The organism is Spirosoma aerophilum (assembly GCF_054782495.1).
The window spans coordinates 387,275-406,690 of the sequence record NZ_BAAGSJ010000001.1 but is presented as its reverse complement, the minus strand read 5'-3'; the positions used below and the strand labels follow the sequence as shown (position 1 = coordinate 406,690).

General features: G+C 51.4%; 16 protein-coding genes. 11 read left to right on the top strand and 5 right to left on the bottom strand.

Annotation, left to right across the window (positions count from 1 at the left end):
- The first annotated feature begins 65 nt into the window (after positions 1 to 65).
- The 7 genes from ACYVK4_RS01600 (at position 66) to ACYVK4_RS01570 (ending at position 5,330) form a co-directional block, all read left to right on the top strand.
- Positions 66 to 1,142, top strand: coding sequence for an aldo/keto reductase (locus ACYVK4_RS01600; RefSeq protein WP_461125735.1), 1,077 nt, complete (start codon positions 66 to 68; stop codon positions 1,140 to 1,142).
- 104 nt (positions 1,143 to 1,246) lie between these two features.
- Positions 1,247 to 1,630, top strand: a complete 384-nt coding sequence (gcvH, locus tag ACYVK4_RS01595; protein WP_461125734.1) for a glycine cleavage system protein GcvH — start codon at positions 1,247 to 1,249, stop codon at positions 1,628 to 1,630.
- A 100-nt stretch (positions 1,631 to 1,730) separates the two neighbouring features.
- Complete coding sequence (locus tag ACYVK4_RS01590) at positions 1,731 to 3,032, top strand: dihydroorotase (protein ID WP_461125733.1); 1,302 nt, start codon at positions 1,731 to 1,733, stop codon at positions 3,030 to 3,032.
- Positions 3,029 to 3,580, top strand: a complete 552-nt coding sequence (locus tag ACYVK4_RS01585; RefSeq protein WP_461125732.1) for a DUF4199 domain-containing protein — start codon at positions 3,029 to 3,031, stop codon at positions 3,578 to 3,580. Before ACYVK4_RS01590 ends, ACYVK4_RS01585 begins: the two co-directional genes overlap by 4 nt.
- An 8-nt stretch (positions 3,581 to 3,588) precedes the next feature.
- The gene (locus ACYVK4_RS01580; RefSeq protein ID WP_461125731.1) at positions 3,589 to 4,113 is read left to right on the top strand and encodes a DUF4199 domain-containing protein; all 525 of its coding nucleotides are present in this window, start codon (positions 3,589 to 3,591) and stop codon (positions 4,111 to 4,113) included.
- 135 nt (positions 4,114 to 4,248) lie between these two features.
- Positions 4,249 to 4,974, top strand: coding sequence for a gliding motility-associated ABC transporter permease subunit GldF (gldF, locus tag ACYVK4_RS01575; RefSeq protein WP_461125730.1), 726 nt, complete (start codon positions 4,249 to 4,251; stop codon positions 4,972 to 4,974).
- Entirely contained in the window at positions 4,971 to 5,330 is a 360-nt protein-coding gene (locus tag ACYVK4_RS01570; protein ID WP_461125729.1) for a VanZ family protein, read from the top strand. Before gldF ends, ACYVK4_RS01570 begins: the two co-directional genes overlap by 4 nt.
- Positions 5,331 to 5,673: 343 nt before the next feature.
- On the opposite strand, the gene ACYVK4_RS01565 is transcribed toward ACYVK4_RS01570, so the two are convergent.
- The gene (locus ACYVK4_RS01565) at positions 5,674 to 6,543 is read right to left on the bottom strand and encodes a DNA/RNA non-specific endonuclease (protein ID WP_461125728.1); all 870 of its coding nucleotides are present in this window, start codon (positions 6,541 to 6,543) and stop codon (positions 5,674 to 5,676) included.
- 124 nt (positions 6,544 to 6,667) lie between these two features.
- Here ACYVK4_RS01565 and ACYVK4_RS01560 point away from each other — a divergent pair, with 124 nt between their 5' ends.
- Positions 6,668 to 8,704 carry a tetratricopeptide repeat protein gene (locus ACYVK4_RS01560; RefSeq protein WP_461125727.1) on the top strand — a complete coding sequence of 679 codons (2,037 nt, stop codon included), beginning with the start codon at positions 6,668 to 6,670 and terminating at the stop codon, positions 8,702 to 8,704.
- Between the two features lie 144 nt (positions 8,705 to 8,848).
- On the opposite strand, the gene ACYVK4_RS01555 is transcribed toward ACYVK4_RS01560, so the two are convergent.
- A complete protein-coding gene (locus tag ACYVK4_RS01555) occupies positions 8,849 to 10,162 on the bottom strand; it encodes a DUF3472 domain-containing protein (RefSeq protein ID WP_461125726.1) in 1,314 nt (437 codons plus the stop codon).
- Between the two features lie 189 nt (positions 10,163 to 10,351).
- On the bottom strand, positions 10,352 to 12,541 hold the full coding sequence (gene scpA, locus ACYVK4_RS01550; protein ID WP_461125725.1) for a methylmalonyl-CoA mutase: 2,190 nt from the start codon (positions 12,539 to 12,541) through the stop codon (positions 10,352 to 10,354).
- 293 nt (positions 12,542 to 12,834) lie between these two features.
- Between scpA and ACYVK4_RS01545 the strand changes: the two genes are divergently transcribed.
- Positions 12,835 to 14,331, top strand: coding sequence for a S8 family peptidase (locus tag ACYVK4_RS01545; protein ID WP_461125724.1), 1,497 nt, complete (start codon positions 12,835 to 12,837; stop codon positions 14,329 to 14,331).
- A 90-nt stretch (positions 14,332 to 14,421) separates the two neighbouring features.
- Here the strand turns inward: ACYVK4_RS01545 and ACYVK4_RS01540 are convergent, their stop codons facing one another.
- A complete protein-coding gene (locus ACYVK4_RS01540) occupies positions 14,422 to 15,813 on the bottom strand; it encodes a methylmalonyl-CoA mutase family protein (RefSeq protein ID WP_461125723.1) in 1,392 nt (463 codons plus the stop codon).
- Between the two features lie 306 nt (positions 15,814 to 16,119).
- On the opposite strand from ACYVK4_RS01540, the gene dnaA reads away from it, so the two are divergent.
- Together dnaA and ACYVK4_RS01530 are read left to right on the top strand one after the other, a co-directional pair.
- Positions 16,120 to 17,529: a chromosomal replication initiator protein DnaA gene (dnaA, locus tag ACYVK4_RS01535; protein ID WP_461125722.1), complete on the top strand. Its 1,410-nt coding sequence runs from the start codon at positions 16,120 to 16,122 to the stop codon at positions 17,527 to 17,529.
- A 10-nt stretch (positions 17,530 to 17,539) separates the two neighbouring features.
- On the top strand, positions 17,540 to 18,520 hold the full coding sequence (locus ACYVK4_RS01530) for a GNAT family N-acetyltransferase (protein ID WP_461125721.1): 981 nt from the start codon (positions 17,540 to 17,542) through the stop codon (positions 18,518 to 18,520).
- 6 nt (positions 18,521 to 18,526) lie between these two features.
- Here ACYVK4_RS01530 and ACYVK4_RS01525 read toward each other — a convergent pair whose 3' ends face one another.
- Complete coding sequence (locus tag ACYVK4_RS01525) at positions 18,527 to 19,393, bottom strand: DUF5694 domain-containing protein (RefSeq protein ID WP_461125720.1); 867 nt, start codon at positions 19,391 to 19,393, stop codon at positions 18,527 to 18,529.
- Positions 19,394 to 19,416 lie beyond the last annotated feature (23 nt).

Sequence of the window (19,416 nt, the reverse complement as noted above, 5' to 3'; positions counted from 1 at the left end):
GACCGGGCCGGGTGGCTAACATTCGGACAACTTACTGGTTGATTCAAGCAAACAAGTCAGATAATATGAACTATAAATCCCTCGGAAATACGGGTGTACTGGTCTCCGAACTTTGCCTCGGTACCATGACGTTTGGCGGTAACGGTTATTGGAAAGCCATGGGCGAACTCCAGCAGGATGCCGTCAACGATATTGTGAAAACGGCCGTCGACAACGGCATTAACTTTATCGATACCGCCAATGTCTATTCATTTGGTGAGTCGGAGCGGTTATTGGGCCAGTCAATAAAATCGCTGGGCTTGTCGCGGAGTGAACTGGTGATTGCCACCAAGGTTCGGGGTCGTATGGGCGAAGGTAAAAATCAGGTTGGGCTGGGCCGATTGCAAATTATGCAGCAGATAGAGGACAGTCTACAGCGCCTGCAAATGGATCATGTCGATCTGTATCAGATTCACGGTTTCGACCCCATTACGCCCCTGGAAGAAACCATGCGCGGGCTCGAAGATGTGGTTCGGTCGGGTAAGGTGCGGTACATTGGCTGCTCGAATCTGGCAGCCTGGCAGGTCATGAAAGCGAATGGTATCGCCGAGAAAAACGGCTGGACGAAGTTTATCTCCACGCAGAACTATTATTCCATTGCCGGGCGTGATCTGGAGAATGAGATTGTGCCGATGGTGCAGGACCAGCAAATGGCCATTCTGCCCTGGAGCCCACTGGCCGGGGGCTTCCTGTCGGGGAAGTATACCCGCGAGAACAAGCCAGAAGGGGACTCCCGCCGTCTGGCGTTCGACTTCCCGCCCGTGAATCAGGAACATGCCTATACCATCATCGATGTCATGCAGAGTATTGCTGAAGCGCACAGTGGCGATGGGCCGAGCGTCTCTGTCGCCCAAATCGCTTTAGCCTGGGTGCTGGCTAAACCTGGCGTGACGAGTGTGATTATTGGTGCGAAAAACACCGATCAGCTATTAGATAACATCAAGGCTGTTGATGTAAACCTGACAACGGAGCAGCTGACACAACTCGACGAGGTCAGCGCAACACCCAAACCCTATCCGCAATGGATGATTCAGCGGCAGGGGAACGACCGGCTGGGTGCCGCGAATTTCTCCCCCAATCAGTCTAGTGTGGCGGCAAAGTAGCCAAATAGCAGGTAATGTGGTCTCGATCGACAGGTCCGGGCTACATTACTTGCAAATACGACCCGAGCTACCGTATTTTGCAGCTACAAATCAATTCCCCTACAATGAATTTTCCTGCAGAACTAAGCTATACGGAGGATCACGAATGGATTCGGATCGAAGCTGACGGCACCGCCGTGGTTGGTATTACTGAATTCGCACAAAATGAATTAGGCGATATTATCTTCATCGACGTAGCGACCGTTGGCCAATCGCTGGCCAAAGGTGAGGTATTTGGCGCGGTTGAAGCCGTTAAGACCGTATCAGACTTGTTTTTGCCAATTGAAGGTGAAATCCTGGAGCTGAATCCGGCCATCGAAAAGTCGCCTGAATTGCTCAACAGCGATCCCTATGGCGAAGGCTGGATCATCCGTCTGAAACCCGCTGATTCATCACAACAAACGGGCTTGTTAACTGCCGATGCGTACGGAGAGTTAGTAGGTGCCTGATAAACGGTATTTTGCATCATGAGGCTCCGCAAGGGGCCTTTTTTTTAAATAATCATTTTACTCTGCCCCCTCACCTGAAATAAGAGGAGGGGCGTTTCTCATGCAACTCCTCATTCGTTCTGCCCATATTATTGATGCTGCTTCGTCGTTCGATGGGCAGGTATGTGATATTCTGGTCGAAAATGGCCTGATAAGCCAGATTGGCGACAATCTGTCCGCCGACTCTGACGCACGGATAGTGGAGGCCGATCACCTGCACGTGTCCACCGGCTGGGTCGACATGCGGGTATCGACCCAGGACCCGGGCTTTGAACACAAAGAAGACCTGACAAGCGTGTGCCGCGCAGCGGCTGCGGGGGGCTTCACCGACATTGCCGTATTACCCAACACGCAGCCGGTAGTCGATGCCAAGGGAACGTTAGGGTATGTCCGCCGAATGGCCGAAGGTCAGCCCGTCAGTATCCATGTCATTGCTGCTGTTACGAAAAAAGCCGCTGGCGAAGACTTTACCGACATGCTTGACCTGCACCACGGGGGAGCCGTTGCCTTCTCCGATGGGAATCATCCGTTGCAGAATCCCGACCTGCTGCTGAAAACACTGCAATATCTGCAACCCATCAATGGGCTACTGATGAACCGTCCGGAAGAAATGCAGCTAACCCGATACGGGCAGATGCACGAGGGAATTCAAAGTACATTGCTGGGCCTGAAAGGTATTCCGGCAATGGCTGAGGAGTTAATGATCGAGCGTGATCTGCGGCTGCTGGATTATGTGGCTACGCGGGAAGAAACCCGCGAGTCAGCTCCTGGGTTTCCTCCTGTCCTTCATTTCTCCACCATCTCCACGGCCCGGTCGGTTGAGTTGATCCGGCAGGCTAAAGCGGAGGGTATGCCCGTCAGTTGCGACGTAGCGGCTCACCAGCTGGTTTTCGACGATTCGGCTTTGGCCGGTTTCGATACCAACCTGAAAGTAAATCCACCTTTCCGGTCGCCGGCGGATGTGGCTGCTTTATGGGCCGGGCTGGCCGATGGTACAATTGACGCCATCGTGTCGGACCATACACCCCAGGATGCCGAGAGCAAAAATCTGGAGTTCGATCAGGCGGAATTTGGCATTACAGGACTCGAAACGCTCTTTGCCAGTATCATGACCTACAACCGTAATCTATCACTGGCGCAGCTTGTCGATAAACTGACAACCCGCCCCCGGCATATTTTGCGGTTACCCGCCAGAACCATCGCCGAAGGGCAGCCCACCAGCCTCACGCTGTTCGATCCATCGGCTACCTGGACGTATAGCCGGACGCTCTCGAAATCAAAAAATTCGCCTTTTCTGGGCGAAACGCTCACTGGCCGCGTTATTGGCACGGTCCACCATGGCCAATTCAATTCTACTTTATGAAAAGCATACTCGGTTACTTCGGGCATCCGTTGTTGAAAATTCCGCTCCTTGCCGGACTCGCTACGGGCATCCTCTGCTTCCTTTACTTTCTGGGTCTGTATGCGCTGGGCGTACCGGCGCTGGGGAATGTGCGGGTACTAGATTTCGGCATTCACATCATCATGATGGTGGCTACCGTCTGGTATTACCGCAAATACGTAGGCCACGGGCAACTACATTTGTGGGAAGGGCTAACCATCGGGTATGTATTAAATACGGTGGCTGCGTTGATAACGGGCTGGCTTGTTTATTTCTTTGTTACGCAGGTAGACCCCGGCGTCTTTACAGAATATGTGGTGAATTCGAAAAAACTCCTGCTGGAAGGAAAAAAACAGATTACCGATCAGTTTGGTCCTGAGACCTTTGCCCAGCAATGGGCTAAAGTTGTCAATATGGAACCGGGGGTTTTGTTGCCCGATGAGCTAACAAAAAAGACCGCTTTGGCCGTGCTGCCGGTGTTGGTTATTTCACTTATTTTCCGAAAGCAGGATTATAGTATCATGCAATAAATGACTAGATGATGAATGAACAACCTTCTACTGCTCGCATTGCCCTGAAATGGGGCGCTATTCTTGGTCTTGTCCTGATGGCGGTTACACTGGTCATGTATCTGACCGATCAGACGACCAACCCGATCTTTACGGGCCTGACTCTGGGGGCTATGGTGGCCTTCCTTGTTTTAGCGATGCGGGATTACCGCTCGCAAAATGGCGGGTATATGGCCTATGGCGAAGGTCTGGGTGTGGGTGCGCTGCTCTCAGGCGTGGCAGGTTTGCTGTCGTCGGCTTTTATTACCTTTTACAATGTGATCATTGACCCCACTGTTCAGCAGCGGGCTCTGGAGAAAGCGCGCGAAAAAATGGAAGAGCAGGGGGTGATGTCCGATGAGCAGATCGACCAGGCCATGGAGATGTCGGCAAAGTTTCAGTCACCGGGGTTTACGTTTATTGCGGGAATTTTCGGAACGCTGATCATGGGCTTTCTGCTGTCATTAATTGTAGCGGCTTTCATACGCCGGAACAAAGCGAATCCGTTTGAATAAATAGTGTTTCGGCAAATGGTAAAAAAGAAGTGGTAGTCAGTCTGGCGTATGCGCTTGCCTCTGCCAGCTATTGACAGCGAACAGACCTTACCTGATCAGCCACCGAAATCTATACATCGTAAACCGTCTTCCCCTGTGTTCGCCATTTTTCGCAAAGAGATTAACCAGTTTTTTTCGTCCCCTATCGCCTACATCATCATGGTGGTATTTCTGACGGCAGTGGGGTTATTGCTTTGGGTTTTTCCGGATACAAGTCTGCTGGAAAATGGCTATGCTGACCTGGGCACGTTTTTCAACCTCACGCCCTATGTCATGCTGTTTCTGGTACCGGCCATTACCATGCGCTCGATTGCCGACGAGGTTCGCTCCGGTACGCTCGAATGGTTATTGACCAAACCCGTTAGCCGCTGGGGCATTGTGGGGGGGAAATTTCTGGCAAGCTGGTTATTGGTTATCCTGACCTTATTGCCAACACTACTCTATTACATTACCCTTTATCAACTGGGTTCTCCAATTGGAAATATAGATTCGGCGGGTGTGTTTGGCTCCTATATCGGCCTTGTCCTGCTGGGTGGTGTATTCGTAGCCATTGGCTTATGGGCCTCTTCGCTCAATGATAATCAGGTTGTTGCCTTTGTGCTGGGCGTCTTTTTCTGCTTTCTGCTCTATATTTGCCTCAGCGCTCTGGCAGGGCTGTCCATATTGGGGAGCTTGTCTTATTATGTATCGCTGCTTGCGCTGGATGAGCAGTACCGGGCCTTGGGCCGGGGTATTATCGACTCCCGCAACGTAATTTATTTAGTCAGCCTGATTGGTCTGTTCCTTATCCTTACTGCCAACGGGCTTAAATTAACCAGATGAAAATTTCTCACACGTTGATTCGCTGGGGGGCCATCGGCTGGACAGTTATCATGCTGATTGGCTGCCTGACGCCCCATTCGGAACTGCCTGATGAACTGGTGGCCTGGAATGACAAAGGACAGCACATAGGCATATTCGCGCTCTTTGCGGTGCTCTGGAGGTTGGATGGCATCAGGCCGCTACAGGTAGGATTGATCGGCGTTCTTTTCGGCGGGCTAATTGAACTTCTACAATACGTTCTGCCCATCAATCGCAGCGGTGACTGGGTCGACCTGGCTGCCGACAGCCTGGGCGTAGGTATCGGTATCCTGCTCGCCATCGGGGTTCAACGAATAGTTGTCAGGTCGGTGGGTTAGTCGAGTTTGCCAGCCCGGCTCAGGTCAAAACAGGCTGTTGCTTTGTTGTCTGCATCATAGCGAACAACACCACGCCGATCAATACGCTTCCGCATGGCGTGGATTCAATTCGACCGTACTCTTATCATCGACCAGCGTACTTTACCGCTGTCTTAGTTTGCCGGGGTCGGGGATAAAGAAGCCGCTCTTCGCCCAAGCCCGGTTGTCATAGACCGGGCCCGTTTTCAGGGATAAAAATAGAACCGGTTTTGCCGGAAAAGATAAACGACAAACCATTCCTTTCAGACAGTTACGAGCGTCAAGCCATTGATATCGTGACTGTCTGAAATTTTTAGCGCTTATTTTAACTATTGCCGCCATCAATCCGCTTTTCAATGATACGCTGAATATCAATTGATACGTTTGATAGAAAGTCGTAGCCGGTAAGGTTTTCGAGCTCGTCGACACTCGTGATGTAAGCACGCCAGGGCTTATCGGCCGCCGATTGGTTGTTGGGGATATTTACCGCAATGATTCGTGTATTTTCTGTAACTTGAAAGGTGTTGTCGCTGCCAGTAGGTACAACAACCAGTATTTTCCAGAGGGTAGCCGGAACGGTTAGTTTTCCGTTGGCCAGTGACGTGGCATATCCGTTCTGTCCAGTGCCTCCTGTTCCGCTCACACCGGCTAAAATGTAGACATCATTGCCATTGTTCATGAGCTGTCGCTCGTAATCCTCCAAACTTTTCCACACCTCCCGGTTATGTCTCGGCGATTGTGGCACGATGTTGGTAAGGAGAAATGTTGCCGCGTTATCTTCGGGTGTTGCGTCCCGATCGTCGGATGGGCAGAGGTGCCCCCGGTCGAAACCGGTATTGGTGTAATCGGATGGACGGGCCGCATACCAGCCCGTTGGCAGGGAGGGATCGGGACGGAAATCGTTGGTTCGTTTGCTATCGCCTTTCCAGATGGGGCTCAGGCGCCAGCTTACCCAGTTGGCAATACCCCGGCTGCGGCTGTAGGACAGTGTGTACTGGGGTCGGGTGATGAGGTAATTGTCTGGTTCACTAACCGATGCTTTGCTCGGGTTGCCCAGGGCAAGGTTATCTGTTCGGCTAAGGGGGCTTGACGTGTTTGAGGTTGGCAACGACGGACGAACCGTGAGGCAACCATTGAGCAAAATGCCCAGACTCAACGTCAATGTTAATGTTTTAAGAGGATTGAAACCTTTCATTGATTTTACTGACATTCTTACGGAACTTTACAAATAATCCATAAATGTAGTGATTCTCTACTTAGTCCATTAGGGATAACAAGGTAAAGAATTCAACTACCCAATTAGACGAATACCTGCTGTTATGGCTAAAAAGAAGCAATCACAGGGCTACGAGAATCCTCGAACGGCTCAGGAGAAAACGGGCGTTCCCAAACCAGTCGCTGCAACTACGAACGGCTACAGCCGACCCCGCACGGCTGAGCCGGTCCAGCGCCCGGCGGTACGCGCTACCGCCCCCAAACCGACCGAGTCCAAAGCTGCTGATTTACCCATCGATAAGCGCCCCGTAGCATGGTGGCCCCCGCTTGTGCTGGCGCTGCTTGGCGTAGCGCTGTACATCAACACCTTCGGTCATCAGTATGCGCTGGACGATATTGCCGCTGTTGGACAAAATCTTTTCGTTAAAAAAGGCATTGCGGGTATTCCCGATCTCCTCCGAACCGAATTCTGGCACTTCAGCAATATCTCGCTGGGTTACTACCGGCCATTGTCGCTGATCACGTTTGCACTGGAGCAGGAGTATTTTAAAGATAATCCGAACATCAGCCACATGATCAACGCGGGTTTGTATGGCCTGACGGGTCTGGTAATTGGCGTACTGCTTCAGAAATGGCTGACGAATCAAACCATTATGGCTTTCCTGATTGGACTGGTCTTTATCGCACACCCATTACATACCGAAATCGTAGCCAACATTAAAGGGCGTGACGAGATATTAAGCTTTCTCTTTATCTCGCTGATGCTGTTGTCGTACTGGCGCTATCTGGAAACGATGCAGTGGGGTTGGATTGTTGGGGCCTGCGTATCGCTCTATCTGGCGTTTCTGTCGAAAGAGTCCTCCATTGTAAGCCTGGGTCTGATTCCCGCCATGCAGTACTGGTTCGCCCGCCGAAACGTGTGGCAGTCGATGATTAGCTTGTGGCCTTTCCTGATCGTAGCCGCTCTGTTCTTCTACCAGAAGCAGAAAATGATCGGTACGCTCAGCGGAACCCCGCCTGTCGACTGGGCCAACTATCCGTACGCCATCGAGAAAACGCAGAAATCGACCATGTTCAAGTTTCTGGAATACTACATCAGGCTCATGATTTTACCACATCCGTTGGTCTATGATTATTCGTACAACGTGATTCCATCGGGTGGTAAAGGAGATTTGCTGACCTGGGCGGGCTTCTTCACGCTGCTTGGCATGATCTGGCTGGGTTGGAAAGGCTTTATGAAACGGACACTGTGGGGCTTCGGCATATTCTGGTTCTTTGTGACGATGGCACCCGGTCTGGGCTTCATCTGGATTCGGGGTGGTATTTTTGCCGAACGTTTCTCATATGCCGCCGTCATGGGCTTTGGCTTCATCCTGATCTGGGGGCTGCAAAAGCTTCTGGTTCGCGACAAGGCTGAGGCTGGCGATGCGGCCGTTGAACAGTCGGCCAGGCCTGCCTTGGTGCGTTATGCACCTTTACTTGGGCTGATGGCGGTCGTGGCCGGGCTCTACTCCTTTAAAACTGTAGAGCGGAACCGCGACTGGGAAAATAACTTTGTGTTGTTCAACTCGGCGTTGCCTTATGCCCCCAACAGCTGCCAGGTACAACGGCATGTAGCGAACGAATGGATTGAGAAAGGATTGAAAGATCGCCTTAAAGCTGATTCCATTGCCACGGCCACCAATGCGATCAAGCCGAAGCCAACGCCCGAACAGATCAAAAAAGCCCAGGTGCTGATCGATACCAATATCGCTCATGCCAACAAGCATGGCCGCTGGGCGCTGGATCACCTGCAGGAGTCGACCCGGATTTATCCGAACTTCGGTGAAGCGTATTTCTCGATGGCCTATGTGTTTCAGAAAATCACGCCAAACGTCGATTCGGCCAAGTACTACTACAAGCAGACTATCCGGGCGGCCAACGCATACGCTCCCGCTTATAACAACCTTGGCGTTATTTATCAGGGGGAAGGGTTCACGCAGAACAACCGTCAGAAACTGGAGTTGGCTTCCTATTATTACAACCGTTCGATGGTAGTGAATCCGGCCTATGTTGATGGTCAGAACAACCGCGCCAGCCTGATGAAAGCAACCGGTCTGGATGTGAAGTTTCTTCCTGACTCGATTATCAATAAGTATTGATCCAGACCAAACCTATACGATCTTCCAGATCGTGTAAGTTTAGTAAGAAAGCCCATTTCTGAAGCAGAAATGGGCTTTCTAGTTATTACGTGATGGGTGAGGCCTATTCGTTGAGAGTTAGATGAGTTACTTAATAGTAACTATTCAGGGAAGCCGCTCCAGACTAATCGTTGGTGCCTGATGTTTGGCAGGTCTTATAAAATCGCTTTTAAGGGGCGTGTAGGGATCAAAGAACCCGCAGTTTCGGAGAAAAAAACGCTGGTTCGTGTGGAGGCCACCGGCAAAGTCCATTCGATACGATTTCTTGGCTGTATTGTCGCCCGTAAACTGCGCCTGCGTAAGCTCCTGCCAGTTTCCTTCTTTGCTCCTGATCCACTGATTCGAGAATTCCACTTCACGCGATATGTTTCCCGTTTCGGGGGTAAAGTTTTCCAGGAAGGAATAAAGGGACTTGAGGTACGTAGCTGTTTTGGGCCGTTTAAAGCTGGCGATCAGTTTCCATCCGGAACCATCGGGCGGCATAAAGTAGGCCGTGTACGTAGTATATCCTCCCGTATCAGGATGGCCGTGTACCAGAAATTTGTAGGTCTGACCCGCCACCCAGTTGTATGTCAGGTAGCTTTGCCCACCGGATCCTTCATTACCGAACTCGTTGGTGATCACGTTAGCGCCTTTGCGGTTCAACAGAATTTTCTGATCGGCCGGAATCTGGCTGGGGTTATCCGTCTGGAATGGGCTCCAGACCGAAAAAAGAATTCGACGTTCGGTGGGCGAGTTGACCTGCATGCCGAAATACCCCTCGCTAAAACCATTTGCCATGTAATAAGACCCGATAACGTCATTGCCTTTCGGAACCGTCACTTCGTTGTAAAACCATTCGGCATCAATACCATCGGGAATCGGGTAGCGCAAGTGAACCGAGGGGCCACGCCGGCCCCAATAGAAAAAGTTGCCTTCGTTGTTGCGGACAAAAGCCATTTGGGCATCTACCGCCTGACCACTGATACCAAAATCGACGACATCGGCAAAAGTCGCACCGGTTTTGCTAATCCCCTGTAACGTCAGTTTCACATAGCCCGCTTTGGGAACGACCCACTGGCCCAGCGGATAATCGGTGAAGTTAGTGCCCTTGACCTCAATTTCTCTGGATTTGCCCAGCACTGTCAGACGCAGGCGGCTTTTTCCGTTCGGGACACGTAGGCTGATGGACAGGGTTACGGTGCCTGCTCGGGCAAACCGCACATAGGTGTCGACTGCGCTGGCTGGGTTTGACCAGTTTATCAAGCCGTCTTCAGAAATATCTGCTTTGTTCACTCCATTTGTCACCCAGCTGTTTCCCCCAACCGGCACCCTGACTACGTTGGGTTCCTGAACGGTTCGGGCTTTCGGGGGCGTACCCCAAAGCTGGTAAACCAGTAGAGGTAAACAGATGATTGATTGCCAGGAAAGTATGGGCATAGAGGTATTTGTGAAGCGTGAAAACGATTCGTCTCTTATTCGTATGGTTACGTCTACCGCCTGAACTGACGAATACTCCAGTGAATGAGCGCACCCAGAACAAACAGCGTTAAGGCGGTAACAATTAACTGCCAAACTAAAAGGCCAATGTCTGGCGTTAGCTTATCCATGCAGTAGGTAGTTTAACGTTTATTCAGCCATCAACTCCGCTAAAATCTTCTGAGCCGCTACGGCGATCACCGTGCCGGGGCCAAAGATGCCTTTAACACCTGCGTCGTACAGGTACTGGTAATCTCCCGCCGGAATGACCCCTCCGGCAATGACCATAATATCGGCGCGGCCAATCTTTTTTAGCTCGTCGATGAGTTGAGGGACCAGTGTTTTATGGCCCGCTGCCAGGCTCGACACGCCAACAATATGGACGTCGTTTTCGGCCGCCTGCCGGGCTACTTCCTCCGGTGTCTGGAACAATGGTCCCATGTCGACATCGAAGCCCAAATCAGCAAAACTGGTCGCAATCACTTTTGCTCCCCGGTCGTGGCCGTCCTGTCCCATTTTAGCCACCAGAATACGGGGGCGACGTCCGTCGAGTTCGGCGAACTGATCACTCATCTCGCGGGCCAGTCGGAAGTTTTCATCATCCGATACTTCCGCCGAGTAAATACCGGATATGGCCCGTATGGTGGCCTTATGGCGGCCAAATGCTTTTTCCATAGCATCAGAAATTTCACCAAGTGTAGCCCGGTGCCGGGCCGCTTCCACCGCCAGTGCAAGAAGGTTTTGGGCGTTGGGCAAAGGGGTTGGAGCAGGAGGTTCCGGGGGCAGGGCATGGGAGTGCATGGCCGCTTCGGTAATGGCGGCCAGAGCCTGTTCAACTTTTTCGTTGTCCCGTTTGTCCCGAACGTCTTTCAGGCGGTTTAGCTGGCTTTCGCGTACCGCTTTGTTGTCAATGTCGAGCAGTTCGATTTCCGTTTCCGAAGAAGGTTTGTAGCGGTTAACGCCCACAATGACATCTTTCCCTGAATCAATACGCGCCTGTTTTCGGGCAGCGGCCTCCTCAATGCGGAGTTTGGGCAAGCCGGTTTCGATAGCCTTGGTCATGCCCCCCAGTTGTTCGACCTCATCGATCAAGGCCCACGCTTTATCAACCAGTTCGTTCGTCAGATACTCGACATAATACGAGCCGCCCCAGGGATCGACGGCGCGGGTAATGTCGGTTTCGTGCTGTAGATAGAGCTGTGTATTTCGGGCAATTCGGGCCGAAAAGTCTGTTGGCAAGGCAATGGCTTCGTCCAGCGAGTTGGTATGCAAACTCTGGGTGCCGCCCAGCACCGCAGCCAGAGCTTCGATCGTTGTCCGGGCTACGTTGTTGAACGGGTCCTGTTCGGTGAGGCTGTAGCCGGAGGTTTGGCAGTGGGTTCGCAGCGCCAGTGACTTTGCGTTTTTCGGATCAAACTGCTTGACGATTTTTGCCCAGAGCAGCCGCCCCGCCCGGAGTTTGGCAATTTCCATGAAGTGGTTCATGCCAATGCCCCAGAAAAACGAAAGACGGGGTGCAAAGGCGTCGATGCCCATACCTGCCCGCAATCCTGTTCGAATGTATTCGAGGCCATCGGCCAGCGTGTAGGCCAGTTCCAGGTGGGCGGGAGCCCCCGCTTCGTGCATGTGGTAGCCACTGATGCTGATGGAGTTGAACTTCGGCATGTGCTGCGCGGTGTAGGCAAAAATATCGCCCACAATGCGCATGGAGGGTTCCGGCGGATAGATGTAGGTATTCCGCACCATGAACTCTTTCAGAATATCATTCTGGATCGTACCCGATAATTTTTCCGGCGGTACGCCCTGTTCTTCGGCTGCTACAATAAAAAACGCCATAATGGGCAAAACAGCCCCGTTCATGGTCATCGAGACCGACATCTGGTCGAGGGGAATCTGATCGAACAGTATTTTCATGTCTTCGACCGAATCGATCGCTACACCAGCTTTCCCCACATCGCCCACTACGCGCGGGTGATCAGAATCGTAGCCCCGATGGGTGGCTAAATCGAAGGCTACGGATAACCCTTTCTGACCGGCAGCCAGATTGCGTCGGTAGAACGCGTTCGACTCCTCGGCCGTCGAAAAACCAGCGTACTGCCGAATGGTCCACGGCTGGCGCACGTACATGCTGGCATATGGTCCACGCAAAAAAGGAGGTATACCGGCGGCATAGTCCAAATGCTCAATACCGTTGAGGTCGGCAACCGTAAAGCGCGGTTTCAATTTAATGCCTTCGGCCGTTTGATAAGGAGAGGGCCGGAGGGGCCCAGGGCCAGAACTAGAAGGCTGGCTATCAGCTGCTGACTTTTCGGCTGGTATATGTGAAAAACTAGGGCGCATAATAAAAACATTGTCCGGCACCACTAAAGTACCATACTCTGGCTGAATTGGGTATGAAGCCGTTCATGATTTTGTTTGAGACCTGGTTGGTCCGCCGGTACTGTATGGAATTCTGAACGGCTTCTGAAGCGAATAGGATAAGGGTAACGGGAAATACTGTTTATAGCCCAAAGACGAAATATATTTTTACTCTATTTAAAATATAGGCATAGTAATATGATCTTATTTATTAATTTGCATTTAATCTGAGACGACAAACGTCTTGGGATCTGACTACCTAACACTTCTCTCAAATGCACAGAATTACGCTTAAAACCTTAGTGACATTTAGTACATTATCGGCTTTGTTTGCCGCCTGCGTAAACGAAAGCGGCCTGGATACCTCTCCGGCTACTACGGCAAATGCCCGGTTGCAGGCCGATGTTCCCAACCTGACGCTCCGTCGAGGCAAATTCATTATCATCTCAAACACAGAATCCTTACCTGTTAATCTGGAATCGGAAGTAGCGAAATCGAATGGTCAGCTTACGCAAACGATGGGCGTTGCAGGAGCCGCCACCGCTACGTCTACCGACCCTGATTTTGCCCAGAAAGCCGCTCGTATTGCGGGCGTTCGCTCGGTTATTCCGGATTACGAAGCGCAGTTTATCAAACCTGTCAAAGAGGTCACGGATGAGTCGGCCCTGGCAGAAGCGGCTGGCAGCAACCCCAGCGACGATCCGTTGTTTGCGTTGCAGTGGGGGCACAAGGCCATCAGTTCGCCCCAGGCCTGGGCCGCTGGCTATCAGGGCGCTGGTGCCCGCGTAGCGGTTCTCGACGGTGGTTTTGACCTCGATCATCCAGATCTGGCGGCCAACATCGTGTATAGCAAAAGCTTTGTTCCAGGCGAAAGTGCTCAATACGCTCTGAGTGGTGTTGGCAGTCACGGCACCCATACGGCCGGAACGGTAGCGGCTCTGGACAACAAAATTGGTGTTGTCGGTGTGGCCCCCAAAGCTAACCTGCTGTTGATAAAAGTACTGCGTGACAGTGGTTCAGGTTCGTTTTCCTGGCTGCTGCAGGGTATTCTGGACGCTGTTAATCAAAAAGCGGATATCGTGAGCATGAGTCTTGGGGCCTATGTGCTTCGCAATGGCAAATACCTCGACGATAACGGAACGCCTAATAACCCTTCAGACGATTTTATTGGACAGGATGCCAAAGGAACTCAGGAACTGATTACGCTCATGACCCGAGTCATGAACTATGCCAACCGTCAGGGCGTAACGCTGATTGCTGCGGCCGGTAATGATGGTATTGATGGCAATAAAGATGGGTCGGGCTTGAGCTTACCGGCCAATCTGCCCAATGTTCTTTCCATTTCGGCAACGGCACCACTGGGCTGGGCGGCCAATCCGGCGACAAACCTCGACCGTTTTGCATCGTATTCAAACTATGGCACACCAGATGTTAGCTTTGCCGCTCCGGGTGGCGATTTTATGTTCCCCGGTAGTGATTTGTGTTCCGTGGCGGGTCGTGTGAACTACTGCTACGCATTTGATCTGGTCCTGAGCACGGGTAATGGTACAAGCCCAACGGGTAACTATTATTTCTCGGCCGGAACGAGCATGGCTTGCCCGCATGCCGCTGGTGTGGCTGCTCTGATTGTTGGTAAAAACGGTGGTCCAATGGACCCGGCCCGAGTGGAAGCGGCTCTGCGGGCCTCGGCCGACGATCTGGGCAAAACGGGTCGTGATCCGTATTATGGCTATGGCCGTGTCAACGCCTTTAAAGCTGTTACGTCTTTTTAAGAATAGACCAGTCCTTATTCCTTGATTTGATTTAGTTTGTATAAAAAAAGCAGCCTCTGTTAGAGGCTGCTTTTTTTATGAGAGATCATACTATTCAGTTTCAAAGGATTCTGCCAGCCGCCTATCGGGTAAAGCCGTTTTAGCAGAGTTGCCCTCTTTGGGGCTTGTGGTGGTGGAGGGTGCTCCATTTTTCTCATCGAACCGAAACTTCGTGACACCCACCAGCACCTTGCCATTTCGAATGGCGTCGACTTTTTTCTGATAAGCACCGTCAATTTCAGATGGTATAAAGCCACTGTCCATCGCACTGGCAAAACCACCCTGCTTTTCGACGTCCAGAAACAAGGTCCATGCCGCGTCGACCAGCGAATTCGTCAGGTTTTCAATGTAGTAGGCGCCTGCGGCTGGATCAGCAACTTTGTCCAGGTAACTTTCTTCTTTTAATAGGACGGATACATTTCGGGCGATTCTGGCTGCGAAATCTTTATGCGTAGGCTCCGTCTGACCCAAAATCGTATCATACGGATGAACGGTCAGTGCATCGCAGCCCCCAATAACCGCTGCCATGGCTTCGGTCGTTGCGCGGAGCAGATTCGTGTTGGGCGTGGCTTTGGCGTCGTAAAAGGTGGACGTTTGGGCATGAATGAAGAGCGGAGCAGATTGAAGGATCGGGGAGGGGTCATAGGCTGCTATCAATCGGCTCATCAGTACACGAAAGGCCCGGAGCTTGGCAATTTCCAGAAAATAACTCGTTCCCACCGATATTGACACCATCGTTTTAGGAACGATCTGTTCCAGCGTGAGGCCGTCGTTGGTCAGTTGGTCGTAGGTGTCAACCAGAGAGGCCAGCGTAAAGGCCAGTTCCTGCGTGGCCGTTGCACCGGCATTGTGAAAGGCATGGCTGCTAACGCATATCGTGCGAAACAGGGGCGAATCGGCCGTCAGGCGGGTAACGTCAGCAGTCGAGCGGTTCGAAGGCAGCAACAGGCCTCCTTTGAGCTGGTAAGGGGCCACTGTTTTCAATGCCTGAACGAAATCTGGCAGCGTATCGGACGAGAGACGGAAGAAAATAGGGGTCTCGCTGAGTTTTATGCCGTTGAGCAGCCAGGACAGCCGTTCGCTAAAGCGATCGGTTTTGTTGCTGATATCAAGAACAAGGGCGTCGGCACCAAGGGTGAGCAACTGACGTAGGGCACTGTTTTCTGACTTTTCCTCATCGACAATCCATTCGGGTGCATTAAGCCAGCCCGGACTGGATCGCTGAACAGACTGAATCGCATCGAGTACGCGCGTGGTAAGTGGTCCCTCGCTCAGGTCGCTGCTCGTATAGTAAGGCTCCTGCGTAAAGCCCTCGTGGGTATGCCAGCGAAGACTTTCGTACCCTTCCTCGCCGTTTTGTGCAGCTTTTAACTCTTTCTGAACCTGTGCCAGCCAGGCAGACTTATCGGCAGTTGGAAATAGCGGCAAAAAAAAAGATACCATTTAATACGATTGAAAAATAGTTGGGGTAAAAGTAAGCTTTTTCTGTTTTTATGGGAAAAGTAAGGGTATAACTAACTAATCAGCATGAGGATTGCATTATTCAAAGGGATTATGCGTTGGCCTTGACGTTCCCGGTGAATCGCTTAATTTTAGCTGGTTATTCGTAAAAGGCGGGAAGTGCCGAAAAAAAACGTGACTCGTTCCGTACGGGTCGGTCAGATATTTGCCTACATTTGTCTCCCTTTTTTGATTGCCCAACGTAACGATATACTAATCTAACTCGTGAATATAACTCCTCAGACAGGCATGCAGCGTGAAGTAACGACGGTGTGGAATCGCTGTCTGAATGTTATCCGGGAGATTGTACCTGAACAAAGCTTCAATACCTGGTTCGAGCCAATCGTTCCGTTACGGCTCAACGGAAACGTACTGACGATTCAGGTACCCAGTGAATTCTTTTACGAATGGCTGGAAGAAAACTTCGTTCATGCGCTGCGAAAGGCACTCGATACGGCTATTGGGCGTAATGGACAACTGGAATACTCGATTATTGTTGACAAAGGAAACGAGCAGAATCGACCCTTGACGGTTAACGTTCCTACCACCAAATCGACACACACGTCCAAGCCGGACAATGTCAACCCCGACATTCTGAAGAGCCCGTTTCAACTAAAAGACCTGGATTCACTAACGCTCGATTCGTACCTGAACCCAAGTTACACGTTCGACAACTATGTGGAAGGGGACTGCAATCGACTGGCGCGGTCGGCGGGCTATGCCGTTGCCGAGCGGCCCGGTGTGACCTCGTTTAACCCGCTTATGATTTACGGGGGCGTAGGACTGGGTAAAACACACCTGGTGCAGGCCATCGGCAACTTCATCAAGAATAATAACCAGGGAAAGTTCGTCCTGTATGTGACCTCAGAGAAGTTTACGAACCAGTTTCTGAATGCGGTTCGCTCCGATGGTATTCGCGACTTTACCGCATTCTACATGCAGGTGGATGTGCTCGTGATCGACGATGTGCAGTTCCTGCAAAAGAAAGAGAAGACACAGGAAATTTTCTTCCATATCTTCAACCACCTTCACCAGTCCGGCAAGCAGATTATTATGACGTCTGACCGGGCACCGAGGGCGCTGGATGGCCTGGAAGACCGATTGTTATCGCGCTTTAAATGGGGGCTCTCCGCCGATCTGCAAACGCCCGATCTGGAAACACGTATTGCCATTATCCAGAAAAAGCTGCAAGCCGAAGGAATTTACATTGACGATACCGTCATCGAATATCTGGCCCACAGCGTGAATACGAACGTTCGGGAGCTGGAGGGTGTCATTGTGTCGCTCATGGCGCAGGCATCGCTGAATCGTCGGGAAATCGACCTTGAACTGGCCAAACAGACGTTACGCAACATTGTCGTTGACTCTGAGCGCGAAGTGACCATTGATACGGTGCAGGAAGCGGTTGCCAGTTTCTATAATGTGACCATTGCCGACCTGAAAGCCAAAAGCCGGAAACGCGAACTGGTCCATCCCCGGCAGGTAGCTATGTATCTGGCAAAGGAGAAAACGGACCTGTCGCTCAAATCCATTGGCTACCATTTTGGCGGACGCGACCACAGCACCGTCATCCACGCTGTACAAACGGTGAGCGATCTGGTTGCCAAACACGCCGAAACGCGGGATATCATTGAGAAATTGAAGGCCATGTTCAAGTGATTTTGTCGGCATGACAAAACCCTTGACAACCCTTCTCCGTCATCAAATCGACGCCGACGCCTGGGACGCCTGTGTTGCCAATTCCCGGCAGCGAATTCTATATGGGTACAGCTGGTATTTAGATGCCGTTCTACCCAGCCCGGACTGGAAATGGATAGGGTTGGTAATGGTCAACGACGATGGCACGTACAGGGCAGTGATGCCTATTCCCCTCCGCCGGAAACGTATAGCGGGCATCCCCTATAGCTGGGTGGTACACCAGCCGTTTTTTTGCCAGAGACTGGATCTATTTCGTGTCGACGACAGCGTTGATCCGGCTCCTTTTTTTCGGGCTATGCAGCAGCGTTTTCGCTATGGCTCGACGTTCAGCACCGGCCAGTGTCCAAATGAAATTCTGACGTTTGACGATCTGAAAACGATCTCGACCCAAACGCTGGATTTGTCGGTTGGTTACCCCGCCCTCTATCAACACTACTCCAACGACCGTAAGCAGAACCTGAAACGGGCTTTATCAGCAAACTGGACGATTGAGGAGGCCGTCGACCCGGAGCCGCTGATCACCCTTTTTTTGGAAAATCACGCCCATACGATTGACGGGGGCGTCGCCGATTGGGCGCTTACGATCTTCAGGGATCTAGTATCGGCTCTGCATGAGCATCAATTGATAACCTTATGTTACGCCTGTCTTGATGGTAAAATTGAAGCGGGTACGTTGTTCGTTCGAGAAGGCAACCGGCTTATCTATCTGTTCAATGCGGCATCCAAAGCCGGACGACGGGGAAATGCACGAACGGTATTGATTGACCAGATGATTCGGGAGCATGCCGGTCAGAGACTGATTTTTGACTTCGAGAGTCCTGAAAAACCATCCATTCGTCAGTTTTACCAAAGCTTTGGTGCCGTTGAGGAGTCCTTCTGGACCATGCGCTGGAACCGGCTAAGTCGGACCGAAAACCTGTTGCGCGTCGGTCGGCGGTTATTGAGATCGTAGTCGTCCCTATTTACAATAGGTTAGCGGAGAGACCAGACTGAATTCCGGATTTGCTTTGAAGAGTTCCTGCAGTACGCCAATATGAGTCTGTCCAAACATCAACAGCAGTTTCTTGCCCTGATATTGACGCTGATTGGTTAGTGCATTGCTATAAATCTTCAGATTTCGATTATAGAATAGGCTGATAAATTCGGCGCCAATGTATCGTTTATCAACTTTGCTGACATCCATGGTGTTCGTTGCGGTCCTGGAGAAATCACCATTAACAACAAGGGCAGGTAAGTTGTAAAACAGGCGATGCGTGCGTGCGATCATGTCTGGCTGGTTGAGCCTGCGTATGTACTGATACACCGATAGGCTATCCTGCTGAACCTGTTTCTTTAATGGTCTGGCAATTCCCTGAAGCTGTTGCAGGGCCTGCTGATACAGATCAATATTGGTCCCTTCGGTCAAGAGCGATTGTGATGTGGCTTCGTAATGATCAACGCAATAAACGCGCGGATGCTTCAAGCGTTTAGCCAGCGCAAACCCGATCTGATACGTTTCGCTACGGCCGGAAGGAAGGGAGTTTAAGGTCAGCTTCCCTGCTGAATAGAGGGCAAACAAACTGTCGATTTGTGGCTGCTCACCAGGGTCGACCTCAACCATGATCATATCGGGAGCATAGGCTTGCAAACACGTATTGAGTTGATTGATCTCTGCCTGTTTTTTAGGGCTGTATACATCTGACTGGGGCTGTTTATTGTACAATTGGCTAAGGTGATCGAAGCCCACAAGCATAACCTGCGAAGAAGGTTGATTCTGGGCGTTGATATGGGGAGCCAGCAGGCCAAACAGGCAAAGAAGAACAGATCGGCAGTATAGATGAATCATAGAATTTGTGATGAAGCAGAAGG

Bases quoted from the DNA above. Each gene is read 5' to 3' on its own strand.
- ACYVK4_RS01530 (WP_461125721.1), top strand. From the start codon at position 17,540: ATGACAAAACCCTTGACAACCCTTCTCCGTCATCAAATCGACGCCGAC.
- ACYVK4_RS01545 (WP_461125724.1), top strand. From the start codon at position 12,835: ATGCACAGAATTACGCTTAAAACCTTAGTGACATTTAGTACATTATCG.
- ACYVK4_RS01590 (WP_461125733.1), top strand. From the start codon at position 1,731: ATGCAACTCCTCATTCGTTCTGCCCATATTATTGATGCTGCTTCGTCG.
- gcvH (WP_461125734.1), top strand. From the start codon at position 1,247: ATGAATTTTCCTGCAGAACTAAGCTATACGGAGGATCACGAATGGATT.
- ACYVK4_RS01600 (WP_461125735.1), top strand. From the start codon at position 66: ATGAACTATAAATCCCTCGGAAATACGGGTGTACTGGTCTCCGAACTT.
- ACYVK4_RS01565 (WP_461125728.1), bottom strand. From the start codon at position 6,543: ATGAAAGGTTTCAATCCTCTTAAAACATTAACATTGACGTTGAGTCTG.
- scpA (WP_461125725.1), bottom strand. From the start codon at position 12,541: ATGCGCCCTAGTTTTTCACATATACCAGCCGAAAAGTCAGCAGCTGAT.
- ACYVK4_RS01540 (WP_461125723.1), bottom strand. From the start codon at position 15,813: ATGGTATCTTTTTTTTTGCCGCTATTTCCAACTGCCGATAAGTCTGCC.
- ACYVK4_RS01585 (WP_461125732.1), top strand. From the start codon at position 3,029: ATGAAAAGCATACTCGGTTACTTCGGGCATCCGTTGTTGAAAATTCCG.
- ACYVK4_RS01580 (WP_461125731.1), top strand. From the start codon at position 3,589: ATGATGAATGAACAACCTTCTACTGCTCGCATTGCCCTGAAATGGGGC.
- ACYVK4_RS01555 (WP_461125726.1), bottom strand. From the start codon at position 10,162: ATGCCCATACTTTCCTGGCAATCAATCATCTGTTTACCTCTACTGGTT.
- ACYVK4_RS01560 (WP_461125727.1), top strand. From the start codon at position 6,668: ATGGCTAAAAAGAAGCAATCACAGGGCTACGAGAATCCTCGAACGGCT.
- dnaA (WP_461125722.1), top strand. From the start codon at position 16,120: ATGCAGCGTGAAGTAACGACGGTGTGGAATCGCTGTCTGAATGTTATC.
- ACYVK4_RS01525 (WP_461125720.1), bottom strand. From the start codon at position 19,393: ATGATTCATCTATACTGCCGATCTGTTCTTCTTTGCCTGTTTGGCCTG.
- ACYVK4_RS01570 (WP_461125729.1), top strand. From the start codon at position 4,971: ATGAAAATTTCTCACACGTTGATTCGCTGGGGGGCCATCGGCTGGACA.